This is a genomic window from Streptomyces sp. DSM 116793, assembly GCF_057320905.1.
Genome location: NZ_CM170494.1, coordinates 8,885,083 through 8,902,271 on the forward strand (window position 1 = coordinate 8,885,083; position 17,189 = coordinate 8,902,271).

The window sequence follows — 17,189 nt, forward strand, 5'->3', positions numbered from 1 at the left end:
GACCGACATGGAGGAGACCGTGCCGGACCGCCCCACCCACCCGCCTCACCACCAGCACCGCCATCCCGAAGCGGAAGACGTGGTGGAGGTCGACTCGTCGCGCCTGGAGGCCTTCAGCGACGGCGTGTTCGCCATCGCCATCACCCTGCTCGTCATCGAGATCAAGGTGCCGAGGGCCGAGGGCTCGCTGGCCCGTGCCCTGCTGCACATGTGGCCGTCGTACCTGGCCTACCTCATCAGCTTCCTGATCATCGGGGTGGTGTGGACCAACCACCACACGATGTTGTTCCACATCCGCAAGGTCGACCGCACCCTGCTGGTGCTCAACCTCTTCCTCCTGCTCGACGTGGCGTTCATCCCGTTCCCCGCCGACCTGCTGGCCGAGGCACTCAGCACCGGGCACGGCGAACGCACGGCCGCCATCGTGTACGGCCTGACGCTCACCCTGGGCGGCATCCCGTTCAACGCCATCTGGATCTACGCCTCGCGGGGGCACCGCCACCTCGGCGAGACGATCACCGTCGAGCAGGCCAGTGCGCTCGGCAAGCACTTCTTGCGGGGTCCGGTGATGTACCTGGGTGCGACCGTGGTCGGTCTGCTCAGTGCGGTCGCCAGCCTCACCATGTTCGGCGTGCTCCTGATCATGTACATGGTTGAGGTGTTCGGCGCGCACCCGGAGCAGCAGGTCAGGACCGGGCCACAGGACGAGAAGACTGCCATGACCCGCCCGGCGCTGCCCGCGGCCCCGGCGAGCGTCCCCTGCCATGTGTGCGGGCGAAGGGGGACGACATGACGACGCTCGCACCGCACCCTGCCGCCGCCGCACAGCCGGCCGCCCCGCGCACCGCCACGCGCTGGTCCCGGGCCGCCGGACGCATCCCGATCCGCGACGTGCAGCCGCTCGTGGAACACGGCCGGCGCCCCGCCAAGGCCGTGCCGGGGGAGACCTTCCAGGTCAGCGCCACCGTGTTCCGCGAGGGCCACCAGGCAGTCGGCGCCGACGTGCTGCTGGTCGACCCCGACGGCCGCCCCGGCCCGTGGACCCCGATGCGCGAGCTGGCGCCCGGCACCGACCGCTGGGGCGCCGACGTCACCCCCGACCGCGAGGGCACCTGGACCTACACGGTGGAGGCGTGGAGCGACCCGCTGACCACCTGGCAGCAGGCGGCCGCGATCAAGATCCCGGCCGGCATAGACACCGACCTCGTACTCGCCGAGGGCGCCGCGCTGTACCTGCGCGCGGCGGCCGGGATGCCCGACTCCGGCGGCCGGGACCTGGTGCGCGCCGCGGCGGGCGCTCTCGCCGACCCCCGGCGGGAGCCGGGCGCACGCCTGGCGGCCGCGCTGGCCCCGGGCGTCACCGCCGTGCTGCGCCGCCACCCGCTGCGCGACCTGCTCACCGCATCCCGGCCGCTGCCCCTGCTGGTGGAGCGGCGCCGTGCCCTGTACGGCTCCTGGTACGAGCTGTTCCCGCGCTCCGAGGGCGCCCGGCTGGACCCGGACGGGCCGCCGACCGGCGGAACGCTGCGCACCGCCGCCGACCGGCTGCCGGCCGTCGCGGCGATGGGCTTCGACATCGTCTACCTGCCGCCGGTCCACCCCATCGGCCGCACACACCGCAAGGGGCCCGACAACACCGAGACCGCGGGCCCCCACGACGTCGGATCGCCCTGGGCGATCGGCTCGGCGGCCGGCGGCCACGACGCGATCCACCCCGACCTCGGCACGTTCGAGGACTTCGACCACTTCGTGGGCCGCGCCCGGGCCCTGGGCATGGAGGTGGCGCTCGACTTCGCGCTGCAGTGCTCGCCCGACCACCCCTGGGTCACCGAGCACCCCGAGTGGTTCGCGCACCGCGCCGACGGATCCATCGCCTTCGCCGAGAACCCGCCGAAGAAGTACCAGGACATCCACCCCGTCCACTTCGACCACGACTTCGACGGCATCCTCGCCGAGACACTGCGCGTGCTGCGCCTCTGGATGGCGCACGGCGTACGCGTCTTCCGGGTCGACAACCCGCACACCAAGCCGCTGCTCTTCTGGGAGCGCGTGATCGCCGAGATCAACGCGACCGATCCCGACGTGATCTTCCTGGCGGAGGCGTTCACCCGGCCCGCACTGCTGCGGGCGCTCGCGGCCGGCGGCTTCCAGCAGTCGTACACCTACTTCACCTGGCGCAACACCAGGCGGGAACTCACCGAGTACATCCACGAGGTGACGGACGGCACCGGCGCCTACCTGCGGCCCAACTTCTTCGTCAACACACCGGACATCCTCCCCGGGTACCTGCAGGACGGCGGCCGCCCCGCCTTCGGCGTCCGTGCCGTCCTCGCCGCGACGCTCTCCCCGTCGTGGGGCATGTACGCCGGGTTCGAACTCTGCGAGAACACACCGCTGCGGGCCGGCACGGAGGAGTACCTGCACAGCGAGAAGTACCAGCTGCGGCCCCGCGACTGGGCCGCCGCCGAACGGGAGGGGCGCACCATCACCCCGCTGATCACCCGGCTCAACGCCGTGCGCCGGGCGCACCCCGCCCTGCAGCACCTGCGCAACATCCACGTCCACGACTGCGACAACGACGCGCTGCTCGTGTACTCCAAGCACACCCGGGGCGACACCGTCCTGGTCGTCGTCAACCTCGACCCGCACCACACCCAGGAGGCCACGGTCCGGCTCGACCCGACCGTGCCCGGCCTCGCCCCCGAGCGGCTCACCTGGCACGACGAGCTGTCCGGCGAGACCTACACCTGGGGCCACCAGGCGTACGTACGCCTGGATCCCGGGCGCCACCCGGCGCACCTGCTCACCCTTCGTTCCGGCAAGGAAGGCACCCCTCATGCCCGTGCGTAAGATCACCTTCTCCAGCCACGGCACCACGCTCACCGGCGACCTGCACCTGCCCGCCGAGGGCACCGGCGGGCTGCCCGCCGTCGTCGTCTCCGGCTCCTGGCTCACCGTCAAGGAACAGATGGCCGGCCACTACGCACGGCGTCTCGCGGACCTGGGCTTCGCCGCGCTCGCCTTCGACTTCACCGGGTACGGAGAGTCCGGTGGCAGCCCGCGGAACGTCGAGTCGCCCGCGCAGAAGATCCGCGACATCCGCGCCGCCGCCGCCTTCCTCGCCGGCCACCCCGCGATCGACGCCGAGCGCATCGGCGCCCTCGGCATCTGCGCGGGCGCCGGCTACACGGCCGTCGCCGCCGCCGGCCTGCCGCAGGTGCGCTCCGTCGCCCTGGTCGCGCCCTGGCTGCACGACGGCGAGCTGGTCGAGGCCCTGTACGGCGGGGCCGAAGGCGTACGGGAGCGCATCGCCGCCGGTGAGAAGGCGCGGGAGCGCTTCCGGGAGACCGGCGAGGTCGACTACGTGCCCGCCGCCAGCGCCGACGACCCGGCAGCCGCGATGTACGGGCCCTTCGACTACTACCTGAGGAGCGACCGGGGAGCCATCCCGCAGTGGCCGAACCGGTTCGCCGTGATGGCCTGGCCGGAGTGGCTCGCCTTCGACCCGGTGCCGGCGGCAGACGGCCTCACCCAGCCCGCCCTCCTCGTGCACAGCGAGACGGCCGCCATCCCGGACGGCGCCCGCCGGTTCGCCGCCCGCCGCCCCGCCGCGCGCCGGCTGGTCTGGACCGAGGGCACGCAGTTCGACTTCTACGACGACGAACCGACCGTCACCCGTGCCCTCGACCACGTGGTGCGGCACTTCGGCGGCACCCTGGCGGCCGGCGCGTGATCCGGGCACCGCGCCTGCGCACGGCAGTGGTCATCGCGGTCCTGGCGGGCGGCGCGGCGGCGGCCGCCGTGCTCCTGCTGCCCGCCGACGGGCAGCAGGAGACCCGCCGAGCCGCGGCCGGCTCGCAGGGCCCGCCGGCCGCCGCGCCGTCCACGGGCTCCGCCGCCGCGGCCCTCGGCTCTCTGCCGCCCGCGGCGCGTGCGTACGTCGACGCGGTGGCCGACGAGGACCTCGACGCGCTGATGGCCGCCTTCTCGGACGATCCGGTGGTCACCGAGCCGGGCCGGGAGTTCCGCGGCCGGGGCGCCGTGCGCGCCTGGGCCGCCCGCGAGGTGATCGGCGGCGAGCTGACCGTGCTCGACGCCACGCCGCGGCGGGGCGGCACCACGCTGCTCGTGCACGTCGCCCCGGCGGGCCCCGGCGGGTTCCGCGCCCACTACGCCTTCGCCATCGAGGACGACCGCATCGTGCGGGCCGACCTCACCTACGCCGACTGACGGGAACGAAGACCGATGGCCACGCTCAACTCGACCGCCGCCGGCCGGGCCACGCCGGGCGGCAGCGCCCGCAGGCACTTGTCGCTGCTCATCCTGTGCGCTGCGGCCTTCCTCGACGCCCTCGACACGTCCCTGCTCGGCGTCTCGCTGCCCAGCATCAAGGCCGACCTCGGCCTCTCCGACGGCGGCCTCCAGTGGCTGATCTCCGGGTACACCGTCGGCTACGGCGGCTTCCTGCTGCTCGGCGGCCGCACCGCGGACATCCTCGGACGGCGCAGGACCTTCGTCGTCGCGATGCTCGTCTTCGCCGTGGCCAGCCTGCTCGGCTGCGTCTTCACCGGGGGCGGTTTGCTGGTGGCCACCCGCGTGCTGAAGGGCGTCGCGGCCGGCTTCACCGCGCCGGCCGCGATGTCCCTGATCACCACCACCTTCCACGAGGGCGCCGAACGCAACCGCGCCCTGGCGGTGTTCGCGATGACCGGCGCCGGCGGCTACAGTTTCGGCCTCGTGCTGTCCGGGGTACTCACCGAGGTGGACTGGCGGTTGGTGTTCCTCACGCCGGGCGTGGTGGCACTCGCCGTCGTCGCCGGGGCCCCGCTGATCGCCCCCGATCCACCCCGGGAGCGGGCCGCCGGCAGGTTCGACCTGCCCGGCGCCCTCACCGTCACCGCCGGGATCATGCTTCTCATCTACGGCCTGGTGCAGGCCCCCGAGCGGGGCTGGACCTCACCCGGCACGGTGGCCGCCCTGCTCGGCGCCGTGCTGTGCCTGGTCGCCTTCGTGGCCGTCGAGCACCGCCACCGGGCGCCGCTCGTGCCGTTGTCGTTGTTCCGCTCGCCCGTGCTGTCCAGCGCCAACCTGGTCGCCGTCGCCTGGGCGTGCTCCACCATCGGCTGGCAGTTCGTCGCCACGCTCTACCTCCAGGAGACCATGGGCTACAGCGCCCTGGAGACCGCCTTCGCGTTCCTGCCGCTCGGCATCGTCATCGTGCTCACCGCGCGGATCGCGGGCGGCACCCTGGTGGGCCGCTGGGGCCTGCGCCGCGTCGTCGTCCTCGGCGCCCTCGCCCAGGGCATCGGTGTGGTGCTGTTCTGCCGCATCGGCGCCGACAGCGGCTACGCCGCGGTCCTGCTGCCCGGCGTGCTGATCCAGGGCATCGGCAACGGCCTGCTGTTCCCGACGGTCAACATCGCGGGCGTCAGCGGTGTGGGCGACGGCCACCAGGGCGTGGCGTCCGGCCTGATCACGGCCTCGTACCAGATTGGCGCAGGCATCGGCACCGCCACCCTGACCGCCGTGCTCACCGCCGCCGGCGGTGGCCTGGCGGGCTACCGCAGGGCGTTCCTGGCCGGCGCCCTGTTCTCCGCGCTGGGCCTGGCCACGGCCCTGGTCGGGCTCCGCCACGCGGACCGCGGCCGGACGCACGGGCGGGAACCGGTCGTGCCGCGCCCGCCGGCCGGCCGGCGCGCCCCGAGCGGCGCCGACACCCTCCGCACCGACTCACCGAATCCCTGACGCACGACACGGACCGACACCCCGACCACCACACGCAACCGACACCTGAACCACCACACGCACCAACACGTCAACCACCAACACACCAACACACCAACACGTGAAGCACCACACGCACCGACACATGAAGGAAGACACGTGACCGACGTCGCCGACCGTCTCGACATCATCGACACCTGCACCCGCATGGCCTGGTACACCGACATGCGCCAGTGGGACCGGCTGGAGGAGATCTTCGCCGAGCTGGTGCTGCTCGACTACACCAGCCTGCAGGGCGGTGAGCCCGCCACCATCGCCCCGAAGGAACTCGTCGCGAACTGGGCCGCGCTGCTCGGCAACCTCGACGCCACCCAGCACCTGGTCACCAACCACCTCGTGGAGGTCGACGGCAACAACGCGGTGTGCACGGCGCAGTTCCAGGCGGTGCACCGGCTCGCCTCGGTCCGGGGCGGCGACCCCCAGTGGACCCTGCGCGGTCACTACCGCTTCACCCTGCACCGGGGCGCGAAGGGCTGGCGGATCTCGGGGCTCGTCATGACGGCCACCGGGAGCGAGGGCAACCAGCACCTGCTGACCCTGGCCGCCGAGGAGGGGAGTAAGACGACGTGACCACGACCCTGCCCGTGCCCACCGACTGTGTCTGCGCCGCCGCCCCCGTGGCGGCGGCGCGGGCCGCGGGCCCACTCGTCGACACCCTCGCCCCGCTGCTGCGGCCCTGGCTGCCGACGCGCCGCTGGTTCGCCCACGACGACGGCTGTCTGGACGGCCTGAGCCTGCGCTCCCTGGAACGCATCGGCACGGACGGCTCCTCCGGGCCGGAGCTGTGGCACGCCCTGCTCGACGCCCGGCACTCCGGGGCCGCCGCGCCGCGCGGCTACCAGCTCCTCCTCGGGCTCGCCCGGTCCCGTCCGCACCTCGCGGACGGCGCCGTCGTCGGGCGGCTCGCCGAGGGGCCGCGCGCCGACTGGTGGCTGTACGAGGCCACCGAGGCCGAGGAGATGATGTCGGTACTCCTGCGGGAGCTTGCCGGCCGCCGCCCCGGCGGCGCGGGCCCGCTGCACGTCGACCTGACACTCGGCCACCCCCTGCCGACCGGCCTGCGGCCGCGTCCACTGCCCGTCCAGGCCAGCAACACCGGAGTCGTCTACGGCGACAGCCTGCTCCTCAAGCTGTACCGCAGGCCCGAGCCCGGGCCGTCCACCGAGGCCGAGGTCCTGCGTGTGCTCACCGAGCGGGGCACGCCGCTGGTGCCCGCCCTGGTGGGCGAGATACGCGCCACGGACGAGGGCGTTCCGCACACGCTGGGCCTGCTCCTGGAGTACCTGCCCGCCGACGGCACCGGATGGGACAGGGCCGTGCGGGACGCCGCCGACTTCCTCGGCGAGGAGTCCACCGCCTTCAGCTCGTCGGTCGGGGCGACCCGCGCGCTCGGCGCGGCGGTCGCGGGCGTCCACCGCGCCCTGGCCGAGGCGTTCGGGTCCGAACCGGCCGACGGACCCTGGATCCGGCGCGAGAGCCGCCTGATGACCCTGCGGCTGCACGAGGCGGTGGACCGCGTGCCGCAGCTGGCCCCGTACATGGACCACATCGCGGGCCTGTACCAGGACTTCGCGTGCCTGGCAGCCCCGGGCACCGCCACGCCGTTGCAGCGCATCCACGGTGACCTCCACCTCGGCCAGGCGCTGCACACGCCCGACGGCTGGCGCGTCATCGACTTCGAGGGGGAGCCGGCCCGCGCCGCCGCGGAGCGCGGCGGACTCCAGCATGTCCTGCGCGACGTCGCGGGCATGCTGCGCTCCTTCGACTACGCCGTCCAGGAGGCCCTGCGCGGCGAACTGCGCGCCCGCGGCCTGGACGCAGACGCGCCGGACCTCGCCCCCGTCACGCTGACGCGCCGGGCGCGCGCCTGGACGCAGCTGCACCGCCGTGCCTTCTGTGCCGGTTATGTCTCCGCACCGGCGGTGGATCCGCGCAGCCACCCCCTGATGCTGCTGGCCTTCGAGCTCGACAAGGCGGTCTACGAGGCCGTGTACGAGGCCAGGTTCCGGCCGCGATGGCTGACCACGCCCCTGTCGGCGATACGACGCATGACGGCGGGCCGCTGAGCACTGTCCCCATCCCCGCGACGAGTTGAGGACCCGCACTCCCGTGACGACCTTCCTCCGGCACGAGACCGCCCCGGCACCGACCGCCGCCCCTGGACCGAGCGCCGCCCAGGCACCGACCGCCGAGCCGACCCGGCCCCGGATCCCCGGGAGCGGGCCAGCCCGGGCCATCGGGACCGGGGCGGCCGTGCCCATCGAGACCGCCGAGGCCCGGACCGCCGAGTCCGCCCCACCCCCAACCGCCCGGAGCACCGCAGGCACGACCGCCGAGGTGGCCGCCGCCGAACGGGACCGGCTCCTCGCGGGGCGCCACCACGACCCACACGCCGTCCTCGGCGCCCACCCGGGCCCCGGGGGCGTCGTGGTGCGCGCGCTGCGCCCGCTGGCGGAGCGCGTGGCGGCCCGCACCGCACACGGCGACGTCGACCTTCCGCACCTGCACGGCGGGCTGTTCGGGGGCGTGCTCCCCGCGGCGCCGGACGGCTCCGTCCCCGACTACACGCTCGTGGTCACCTGGCCGGGGGCCGCCCCGATGGAGCAGGACGACGGCTACCGCTTCCCGCCCACCCTGGGCGAGCTGGACCGCCACCTGATCACCGAGGGCCGCCACGAGGAACTGTGGCGGGTGCTCGGCTCCCACGTCCGCGAGCTGGATCCCGGCACCGGCCGGGCGGTGCGCGGCACATCGTTCGCCGTCTGGGCGCCGCGCGCCGCCGGGGTCCGGGTCATCGGCGACTTCAACGGCTGGTCCGGGCGGTCCCACCCGATGCGCTCGCTGGGCCACTGCGGCGTGTGGGAGCTGTTCGTGCCGGACGTCGGCCCCGGCACCCGCTACAAGTACGAGATCACCGCGCCGGACGGGCGCGTGGTGCGGCGCGCCGACCCGCTCGCCCGCGCGGCTCAGGCACCTCCTGAGACGGCGTCGGTGGTCACGCACTCCGCCTACCGCTGGGGCGACGCCGCATGGCTCGCGCACCGCGCCGACCGCCCGTGCCACCGTGCGCCCGTGTCGGTGTACGAGGTGCACCTGCCGTCCTGGCGCCCCGGCCTGACCTACCGCGACCTGGCCGAGCACCTGCCGGCGTACGTACGGGACCTGGGCTTCACGCACGTCGAGCTGCTCCCGGTGATGGAGCACCCGTTCGGCGGCTCATGGGGCTACCAGGTCACCGGCTACTTCGCGCCCACGGCACGCCTGGGCACCCCCGACGACTTCAGGCTCCTGGTGGACCGCCTGCACCAGAGCGGGATCGGGGTGATCGCGGACTGGGTGCCCGCGCACTTCCCGCGCGACGACTGGGCCCTGGCCCGCTTCGACGGCGCGCCGCTGTACGAGCCGGACGATCCGCTGCGCGCCGAGCACCCGGACTGGGGCACCTACGAGTTCGACTACGGCCGCCCCGAGGTCCGGAACTTCCTCGTCGCCAATGCCCTCTACTGGTGCGAGGAGTTCCACATCGACGCCCTGCGGGTGGACGCGGTCGCCTCCATGCTGTACCTGGACTACTCGCGCCCCGACGGCCGGTGGCGGCCGAACGCGCACGGCGGCCGGGAGAACGAGGACGCGGTGCGCTTCCTGCAGGAGATGAACGCCACCGTCTACCGCCGCAACCCCGGTGTGTTCACGATCGCCGAGGAGTCCACGGCCTGGCCCGGTGTCACCAGCCCCACCGACACGGGCGGCCTCGGCTTCGGCCTGAAGTGGAACATGGGCTGGATGCACGACACCCTCGGGTATCTCTCGCGGGACCCGGTGCACCGCCGCTGGCACCACCACGAGATGACGTTCGCGATGGCGTACGCGTACACGGAGAACTACGTCCTGCCCCTGTCGCACGACGAGACCGTGCACGGCAAGGGCGCGCTGGTGGCCAAGGTGCCGGGCAACTGGTGGCAGCGCCGTGCCACGCTCCGTGCGTACCTGGCCTTCATGTGGGCGCACCCCGGGAAGAAACTCCTCTTCATGGGGCAGGAGTTCGCCCAGGGCGCCGAGTGGGACCACGACGCGGGCCCGCAGTGGTGGGTGCTGGGCGACGACTGGCCGGCTCACTCCGACCACCGCGGTGTGCGGCGCCTGGTGCGCGACCTGAACCGGGAGTACCGGGCCCGCCCGGCGCTGTGGCGGCTGGACTCGGAACCGGCCGGCTTCCGCTGGCTGGCGGCGGATGCGGCGGACGACAACGTGTACGCCTTCGTGCGGCAGTCCGGCGACGGCTCCGGCGCGGTGGCGGCGGTCGCCAACTTCGCCCCCGTACCGCGTCCGTTCCGGGTCAGCCTCCCGGCGGGGGAGGGGAACTGGCAGGTGGTCCTGGACACGGACGACGCAGGGTACGGCGGCTCCGGCCTCCGCCGCCACCAGGGCGTCGGGGCCCTGATGGCGGCGGACGCGGGGGGCTCCGTGACCCTCCTGCTGCCGCCGCTGGCCACGGTGTGGCTGGCGGCGGCGCGGCGGGAGCCCGATGAGGGTCAGGGGGCGTAACCGGCGGTGGCGGAGCCGTGGTCGCAGGCGGAGGCGGGTGCCTCGCCGGGGGCCGGGTACCGCTGGACGTTCGCGCAGTCCAGCGCCCGCTGGTAGGCGTCCAGGGCGGCCTGGGTGTTGCCGTGGCGGTTCCAGACGTCGGCGAGGGCGCGCCACAGCTTGGCCTTGGGCTCCTTCATCTGGCCGAGCTCGCGCGCGGCGGCCTTGAGGTAGGCCTCGCCCTCGGAGGTGCGCCCCTGGACCAGCGCGATCTCGCCGAGGCGGATGCGGGCGAATGCCGTGAACTCGCCGGGGCCGTTCTTCTGCAGGCCGATGATCTGTTGGGCCGCCTCCGTGGCTCCGTCCAGGTCGCCGAGCATCAGCTTGGCCAGCGTGATGGCACCGAGGCAGTCGGCCCGGCTCTCGATACTGCCCACCTCGGTCAGTGCCGACTGGGCCAGTTCCAGGAGGGCCAGCGCGCGGGCCGGGTCAGGGGGCTCGTTGAGCATCAGGAGCCAGGCGGTGCGGTGGCGCAGTTGGGCCACGTGCCGGACGTTGTCTCCCTCGGACATCAGCGCCAGTGCGCGTTCCGTGAGGGCGAGGGCCTCGCGGAGGCGGCCGCGCGACTCGGCGACCATGCCGGCGTTCCAGTAGATGGCGCCCTTGGCGGTGTGGGCACCGGTCTGGTCCGCGATGGGCAGCAGGCGGTCGGCGAGCAGTTGGGCACGGACGCGGTCGCCCCGCCGCAAGTAGGCACCCATCAGCGTGGCGCCGAGCTGGATGTGGTCCGCCGTGGCCTCCAGGCCGAGCGAGTCCAGTTCCTTGACGGCCCGCTCCCCGACCTCGACCGCGCTGGCGAGGTCGCCCACGTCCTTGTAGCAGCGGCACAGGGCCACTGAGATCTGGCACCACTCGGCGGAGCCCGCGACCACCGACGGGTCCTCGAGCAGTTCCTGGAGCAGCGGGATGGCCGCCTCCCGCTGGCCCAGCTTCTCCAGCGCCGCAGCCTGTCCGGAGCGGGCACGGATCTTGGCCGGCGCGTCCAGCAACGTCTGGTGGCTGAGCAGATCGCTGAACGTGCGCAGCGCCTCGCCGTTCTCTCCGTTGCGCAGGGCCATTTCAGCGAACAGCAGCTTGAGTTGCGCGTGTTCGGTGTCGTTCTCGGAACGGCCGGTGCGCAGGTGCTCGACGGTGCAGCCCAACTTGGCGGCGAGGGTGGCCATCACGGAGTCCGAGGGCATCCGCTTGCCGGACTCGATGAGAGAGATGTAGCTGGCGGAGATCCTTTCGGAGGTCAGGTCCTGCTGTTTCAGCCCCCGTTCCATACGCAGTCGGCGCACGCGTTCCCCCACGCCACTGATCATGTCCTCCATGCGGACACCTCCCATGACTTGTTCACGCACTCCCCCGCATGACCGGAACGATCAGGTCAATTTACCAGTCAGTAAAGCAAGTGCACAAGTGCGAACCAGGATAAACGCGACGGCCAGACATGGCTACAACCTCGACCGAATTTCATCCTTGACTCATTGCGTGACAATGGTTGACTGACACAGTCAACGTTCGCGTATGTGTTCGGAGGGGGGCTCATGTCGAGAACGATTCTTCTTGTCGCAGTCACGGTCGCAGTGCTGATGGCAGTTCTGATTCCTGCCGGGCCGTCGCTCGGCTCCGGGGGTGGGGGCGGACAAAGGCAGACGCTGTCGGGAACGGAGGGCGACACCACCGGCGGCGGCGAATGCTGCTGACTCCGTGAAGAAAGGTTTCTCATGCGCATCGACCTACTGACCCGCGAGTACCCGCCCCACGTCTACGGAGGCGCCGGCGTGCACGTCGCCGAGCTGAGCCGCGCCCTCGGTGACCTGGCCGACGTCAGAGTGCGCTGCATGGACGGGCCGAGGGGTGAGCCCGGGGTGTGGGGCTACCTGCCGCCCAGGGAGCTGGACGGGGCCAACGACGCCCTGCGCACCCTGGGTGCGAACCTGCTCATGGCGCGCGACACCGCGGGCGCCGACCTGGTCCACAGCCACACCTGGTACGCCAACGCGGCGGGCCATATCGCCGCCCGGCTGCACGGCATCCCGCATGTGATGACGGTGCACAGTCTGGAGCCGTCCCGGCCCTGGAAGGCCGAGCAACTGGGGGGCGGGTACGCCCTGTCCTCCTGGCTGGAACGCACGGCCGTGCTGGACGCCGACGCGGTCGTCGCGGTCTCGCGTGCCATGCGGGACGACGTTCTCCGCGTCTATCCGGGGCTCGACCCCGCGCGGGTGCACGTCATCCACAACGGCGTCGACACCGACACGTGGCGGCCCGACCGGCACGAGGACGCCCTGCTGCACCACGGCGTCGATCCCGCCCGCCCCTATGTCGTCTTCGTGGGCCGCGTCACCCGGCAGAAGGGGCTCGGGCACCTGCTCAGGGCAGCGTTCACGCTGCCGCCCGACGTGCAGCTCGTGCTGTGCTGTGGCCGTCCGGACACCCCGGAGATCGCCGCGGAGACCAAGGAGCTGATGCGGGCGCTGCGCAGGGCCCGCACCGGTGTGATCCGCATCGACGGCATGCTGGACCAGGCCACCGTGCGCCAGCTGCTCACGCACGCCGCGGTGTTCGTGTGCCCGTCCGTGTACGAGCCGATGGGCATCGTCAACCTGGAGGCCATGGCGTGCGGCACGGCCGTCGTCGCGTCCTCGGTCGGCGGCATCCCGGAGGTCGTCGACGACGGTGTGACCGGCGTCCTCGTGCCCATCGGCGCACAGGAGCCGGCGACCGGTGAACCGCGCGACCCCGGGGGGTTCGCCGAGCGGCTGGCATCCGCCGTGTCGGACCTGCTCAAGCGCCCCCGGCTCGCCGCGAAGCTGGGTGGGGCCGGCCGTGAGCGTGCCTGCTCCGAGTTCTCCTGGCGAAATATCGCCGAGGCCACGGCCCGGGTCTACAAAGATGTCCTCGCGGCACGTCGAACATCGCATGGCAACGGCACAGAAACCTCTTTACGTGTCGTTTCCGATAACCTTCTGTAAATCAACAAGTGACAGGGAGTTGATCTATGTGTGAGGTAGCCTCATGACAGAGGTGCAAAGCGTGCGGCGTCGGTATCGGTCGATCCCCGACGCCGGTCTCGGGGCGCTCTCGGCGCTCTCCTTGTCGGGGGGTGTCTTCCGTGTCCTGATGTGGCTCATCGGCTCGCAGCGCCCTGGTGGCTACGTTCGGGCGACCCAGGCCCGCATAGCGCACGACCTCCGGATGGAGCGCGCCTCGGTCAGCAGGGCCATCGGGGCGTTGGGCCGCTGCGCGCTGGTGCGGCCCGAGGGGGATGGCGTGTACCGGCTCAACCCGATGCTCGTCGCGTACGCCACCGAGGAGGAGATGCGCGAGGCGATGCGAGGACTGCCCCGGGAGGAGCTGCTGGGGTGTGCCGAGTGGGCGGTCCGCGCCCGGGGTGTCAGGCGCGAGCGGCGACTGGAAGGCCTGCCCTGACGGTCAGAAGCGAAAGGAAGTAGCCAATGAAGGGCATGCCATTGTCGACATCCGATCGAATCAGATCTGATGTGGTCTCAAATCGACGATGGGGGAGACATGCCGAGGGCCATCAGGCGTGTGCGGATACCGGCCGGGACACATGAGTCACCGTTGCACGCCTGGTTCGCGCGGCGGTGGACGCCGCGCGGGCTGCTCGTTCTCGCCCTCCTGCTCACCGCCGCCACCGCCTGTGGCCCGTCCGACTCCGACAGCCCCGGCTCCGCCGAGTCGGCGGCCCCGATGGCCGAGGACGTGGGTGCCCAGCCGACTTCCCGCATCCGGCAGGGCGGGGTCCTCACGCTCGCCATGTCGCTGTGGTCGCCCCAGTTCAACTCCCACCACGCCGAGGGCGGCATCGAGGGTGTCTCCGACATCACGGCGCTCGTCGAGCCCGTGCTCTTCCAGCGGGACGCCGAGGGCCGCGCCACGCCCGACCACGACTACCTCGCCTCGGCACGTGTCACCTCCACCCATCCCATGCGCGTCACCTACCGGCTCAACCCACGCGCCCGCTGGTCCGACGGCACACCCTTCTCCTGGCGGGACTTCGCGGCCATGGGGCGGGCACTGGACGGGCGCGATCCCCACTACTTCGCACAGGACAGCACGGGCTACGAGCAGATCGGCTCGGTCGCCCGCGGTCGCGGCGCGCATGATGTGATCGTCACCTTCGACCGGCCCTACGCCGACTGGCGGAAGCTGTTCAGCCCGCTCTACCCGGCGGCGGCCTACGGCACCCCGAAGGAGTTCAACACCTCGTGGAAGAACGCCGCGCCGATCACCGGCGGTCCCTTCCGGCTGAGCGGCGTCGACACCAAGACGCAGACGGTGATCGTGCGGCCGTCCCCCTCGTGGTGGGGCGAGCGGCCCAAGCTGGACCGGATCGTCTTCCGCACCCTCACCCCCGAGGCGGCCCTGCAGGCGTACCAGAACGACGAGATCGACGCCGTCGCCCTCTCCACCTCGGATGACTACAGGCAGGCGAAGCGGGCCCGGGACAGCGTCATACGGACCGCCGCCACCTGGGACGAGGCCCATCTGACGCTGTCGGGGCGCTCGGGGCCGCTGCACGACGTGCGAGTCCGCCGGGCCGTGCTGGAGGCCGTCGACCGGAACCTGATCGCCGATGTCGTCTCCAAGGGCCTGCCCGTGTCCGTACCGGTCCTCGGCAACCACTTCTTCATGCCCGGCCAGCCGGGCTACCGGAACAACGCGGGAGCCGAGGGCCGGTACGATCCCGGCGCCGCGGGCAGGGTGCTGGACGCCGCGGGCTGGCGCAGGAGCGGCGCGGCAGGGCTGCGCAGCAAGGACGGCAGGACCCTGCGGCTGCGGTTCGTGATCCAGGCCGGGGCCAACGAGCTGGCCAAGGACTACGCCCAACTCGTCCAGCACATGCTGCGCGAGGTCGGCATCGGAATGACGATCGAACGCGTCCCCGACGAGGCGTACTTCCCGGACTACGTGACCAAGGGCAACTTCGACCTCGTGATGTACCGGTACATCGGCCGGATCTTCCCCAGCAGCGCGCGCGGCTCCTACCGGCAGCCGGCCGGCGGGAACAGCTATGAGAACTACGGGCGGATCTCCTCGCCGCGCGTCGACACCCTGCTGCGCCGGGCCACCGAGGAGCTGGACCCCCGGCGGGCCGCCGCCCTCTACAACCAGGCCGACCGGTTGATCTGGTCGAGCGGTCACTCCTTGGAACTCTACGAGCGCCCGCAGATCGTCGCGGTGCGCTCCCGTCTCGCGAACTACGGAGCCGCCGGGTTCGGGACCATCGACTTCACCCGCGTCGGCTGGCTGCGCGAGGGCGCCGGGTCCTGAGCCCGCGCGGTGCGCCGCCCGGTGCACCCCTGGTGGCCGTGCCCCCGGCTCCCGGGTGTCCGTGCCGCGGCTCCCGGGTGTCCGTGCCCCGGCTCCCGGGTGTCCGTGCCCGGCTCCCTGGCGGCGTGTCAGAAGCGACATGCGGGGCCAGTCATGTACTCGTTGACTGAACATTACTGCGATTGTTGCATGGAGTGCGTCGGAGCTCCGGAACTCTGGAAGGGCACCCTTGATGACCACCACCGCAGGGACCGTGGACGGCGAGCGCGCCGCGACCGGTGCCGACTGGGCCGGCATGGCCGCCGTCGTCCTCGTCGCGGTCGCCGGCATTCTGCCCGGCTTTGCGCTGGGATCGTTGGCAGGACCGATCGAGGACGGGCTGCACATCGGCACCACCGCGTTCGGCCTCGTCCTCGCCTGTTTCTTCGCCGTGTCGGCCCTCGGCTCCTTCCTCACCAAGAGGCTGGTGCCCCGGCTGCCCGTGCCGACCGTGATGCTGCTCATCAGCGGCTGCTCCGCAGTGGTACTGCTCATCGGATCACGGGCCGAAGGGCCGGTGCTGCTCGGGGTGCTGATGGCCGTCGCCGGGTTCGGCAACGCCCTGGTGCAGCCCGCGGCCGGCCGCTACATCGCGGCCGCCATCCCCGCCGGCCGGCTCTCGCTCGCCACCGGCCTGGTGGGCGCCGCGCTCGGTGCCGCCCCGCTCATCCCCGGCCTGCTCGTCTCGCTGGTCGCGGCCCCGCACGGCTGGCGCGCGGCCATGGTCGTCGGCGGGATCGTCGCGGCGGTCACCGCGCTGCTGGCCCCGCTGACCCGGCGCCGCTCCGAGCAGGGCAGTCCGGCCGCCGCGCCGGGCCGGAGCACGCCCGCCGCGCCCGCGGCCCGCACCGCGCCGACCGCGACCCGTGCGCAGAACTCCGCCCTGTGGCTGTGGACCCTCGCCGCCGGCCTCGGCACGCTCGGCGTGAACGTGGCAGCCTCCTACTTCGTGCAGATCGCGACGGACTCCGGCATCACCACGTCCACCGCGGGAGCCCTGCAGTCCGCGGCCGGTGCCGTGGCCGTCGCCGTCCGTGTGCTGGTCGGGGCGGTCGCCGACCGGGCGCCCCGGCAGAACCCGTTCATCGTGTCCCTGATGATGCTCAGCGGCGCGGTCGGGCTCGCCGTCATGACCGCCGACACACCGACCGCGTTCGTCATCGGGGCCACCATCGCCGTGGCCGGCGGCTGGGGCTGGACCGGTCTGCTGCTCGCCGCCACCATGCGGCTGCTGCCCGGCGACGCCTCCCGCGCCGGGGCCGCCATGCAGATCGGCCTGTTCAGCGGAGCCGCCATCGCCCCGCTCGCGTTCGGTGCGCTGGTCTCGCTCACCAGCATCTCCACGACGGTCGGCATCGCCGCGGTCTCCTCGGTGGCCGGTGCGGCCACGGTGCTCATGGGGCACACCATCGCGCGGCGCAGCGCCCCCGCCGTGGTCAGCGGCTCCTGAGCGGGTACCACCGCGGCGGCACGCCAGCCGTCCCACCCGATTCCTCCGA

At 72.6% G+C, this 17,189-nt stretch carries 13 protein-coding genes; 12 read left to right on the plus strand and 1 reads right to left on the minus strand.

What is annotated here, in order from left to right; all coding sequences use genetic code 11:
• Window positions 1-7: 7 nt before the first annotated feature.
• The 8 genes from ACSMXW_RS35140 to glgB all read left to right on the plus strand — a co-directional run bounded on the left by ACSMXW_RS35140 (window position 8) and on the right by glgB (window position 10,329).
• Complete coding sequence (locus tag ACSMXW_RS35140; protein ID WP_485802401.1) at window positions 8-793, plus strand: TMEM175 family protein; 786 nt, start codon at window positions 8-10, stop codon at window positions 791-793.
• Window positions 790-2,850, plus strand: coding sequence for an alpha-1,4-glucan--maltose-1-phosphate maltosyltransferase (locus ACSMXW_RS35145; RefSeq protein WP_485802402.1), 2,061 nt, complete (start codon window positions 790-792; stop codon window positions 2,848-2,850). The genes ACSMXW_RS35140 and ACSMXW_RS35145 overlap by 4 nt, the downstream gene beginning before the upstream one ends.
• On the plus strand, window positions 2,837-3,733 hold the full coding sequence (locus ACSMXW_RS35150) for an alpha/beta hydrolase (protein WP_485802403.1): 897 nt from the start codon (window positions 2,837-2,839) through the stop codon (window positions 3,731-3,733). Before ACSMXW_RS35145 ends, ACSMXW_RS35150 begins: the two co-directional genes overlap by 14 nt.
• Window positions 3,730-4,230: a nuclear transport factor 2 family protein gene (locus ACSMXW_RS35155; RefSeq protein ID WP_485802404.1), complete on the plus strand. Its 501-nt coding sequence runs from the start codon at window positions 3,730-3,732 to the stop codon at window positions 4,228-4,230. The genes ACSMXW_RS35150 and ACSMXW_RS35155 overlap by 4 nt, the downstream gene beginning before the upstream one ends.
• Before the next feature lie 15 nt (window positions 4,231-4,245).
• Entirely contained in the window at window positions 4,246-5,745 is a 1,500-nt protein-coding gene (locus ACSMXW_RS35160; protein WP_485802406.1) for an MFS transporter, read from the plus strand.
• A 138-nt stretch (window positions 5,746-5,883) separates the two neighbouring features.
• A complete protein-coding gene (locus tag ACSMXW_RS35165) occupies window positions 5,884-6,354 on the plus strand; it encodes a nuclear transport factor 2 family protein (RefSeq protein WP_485802408.1) in 471 nt (156 codons plus the stop codon).
• Window positions 6,351-7,850 carry a maltokinase N-terminal cap-like domain-containing protein gene (locus tag ACSMXW_RS35170; RefSeq protein WP_485802410.1) on the plus strand — a complete coding sequence of 500 codons (1,500 nt, stop codon included), beginning with the start codon at window positions 6,351-6,353 and terminating at the stop codon, window positions 7,848-7,850. The genes ACSMXW_RS35165 and ACSMXW_RS35170 overlap by 4 nt, the downstream gene beginning before the upstream one ends.
• Window positions 7,851-7,893: 43 nt before the next feature.
• A complete protein-coding gene (gene glgB / locus ACSMXW_RS35175) occupies window positions 7,894-10,329 on the plus strand; it encodes a 1,4-alpha-glucan branching protein GlgB (RefSeq protein WP_485802412.1) in 2,436 nt (811 codons plus the stop codon).
• Here the strand turns inward: glgB and ACSMXW_RS35180 are convergent.
• Window positions 10,317-11,681: a helix-turn-helix domain-containing protein gene (locus ACSMXW_RS35180; RefSeq protein WP_485802414.1), complete on the minus strand. Its 1,365-nt coding sequence runs from the start codon at window positions 11,679-11,681 to the stop codon at window positions 10,317-10,319. The two genes, glgB and ACSMXW_RS35180, sit on opposite strands and share 13 nt — an antisense overlap.
• Window positions 11,682-12,077: 396 nt before the next feature.
• Here ACSMXW_RS35180 and glgA point away from each other — a divergent pair, with 396 nt between their 5' ends.
• From glgA to ACSMXW_RS35200, 4 genes are all read left to right on the plus strand, one after another.
• Window positions 12,078-13,328: a glycogen synthase gene (gene glgA, locus ACSMXW_RS35185; protein WP_485802415.1), complete on the plus strand. Its 1,251-nt coding sequence runs from the start codon at window positions 12,078-12,080 to the stop codon at window positions 13,326-13,328.
• Window positions 13,329-13,371: 43 nt separating this feature from the next.
• A complete protein-coding gene (locus ACSMXW_RS35190; protein WP_485802416.1) occupies window positions 13,372-13,785 on the plus strand; it encodes a hypothetical protein in 414 nt (137 codons plus the stop codon).
• Window positions 13,786-13,938: 153 nt separating this feature from the next.
• The gene (locus ACSMXW_RS35195; RefSeq protein WP_485802418.1) at window positions 13,939-15,651 is read left to right on the plus strand and encodes an ABC transporter family substrate-binding protein; all 1,713 of its coding nucleotides are present in this window, start codon (window positions 13,939-13,941) and stop codon (window positions 15,649-15,651) included.
• 232 nt (window positions 15,652-15,883) lie between these two features.
• Window positions 15,884-17,140, plus strand: a complete 1,257-nt coding sequence (locus tag ACSMXW_RS35200; RefSeq protein WP_485802420.1) for an MFS transporter — start codon at window positions 15,884-15,886, stop codon at window positions 17,138-17,140.
• Window positions 17,141-17,189: the final 49 nt, after the last annotated feature.

Bases quoted from the DNA above. Each gene is read 5' to 3' on its own strand.
- ACSMXW_RS35150 (WP_485802403.1), top strand. From the start codon at position 2,837: ATGCCCGTGCGTAAGATCACCTTCTCCAGCCACGGCACCACGCTCACC.
- ACSMXW_RS35140 (WP_485802401.1), top strand. From the start codon at position 8: ATGGAGGAGACCGTGCCGGACCGCCCCACCCACCCGCCTCACCACCAG.
- ACSMXW_RS35190 (WP_485802416.1), top strand. From the start codon at position 13,372: ATGACAGAGGTGCAAAGCGTGCGGCGTCGGTATCGGTCGATCCCCGAC.
- ACSMXW_RS35160 (WP_485802406.1), top strand. From the start codon at position 4,246: ATGGCCACGCTCAACTCGACCGCCGCCGGCCGGGCCACGCCGGGCGGC.
- ACSMXW_RS35180 (WP_485802414.1), bottom strand. From the start codon at position 11,681: ATGGAGGACATGATCAGTGGCGTGGGGGAACGCGTGCGCCGACTGCGT.
- ACSMXW_RS35200 (WP_485802420.1), top strand. From the start codon at position 15,884: ATGACCACCACCGCAGGGACCGTGGACGGCGAGCGCGCCGCGACCGGT.
- glgA (WP_485802415.1), top strand. From the start codon at position 12,078: ATGCGCATCGACCTACTGACCCGCGAGTACCCGCCCCACGTCTACGGA.
- ACSMXW_RS35145 (WP_485802402.1), top strand. From the start codon at position 790: ATGACGACGCTCGCACCGCACCCTGCCGCCGCCGCACAGCCGGCCGCC.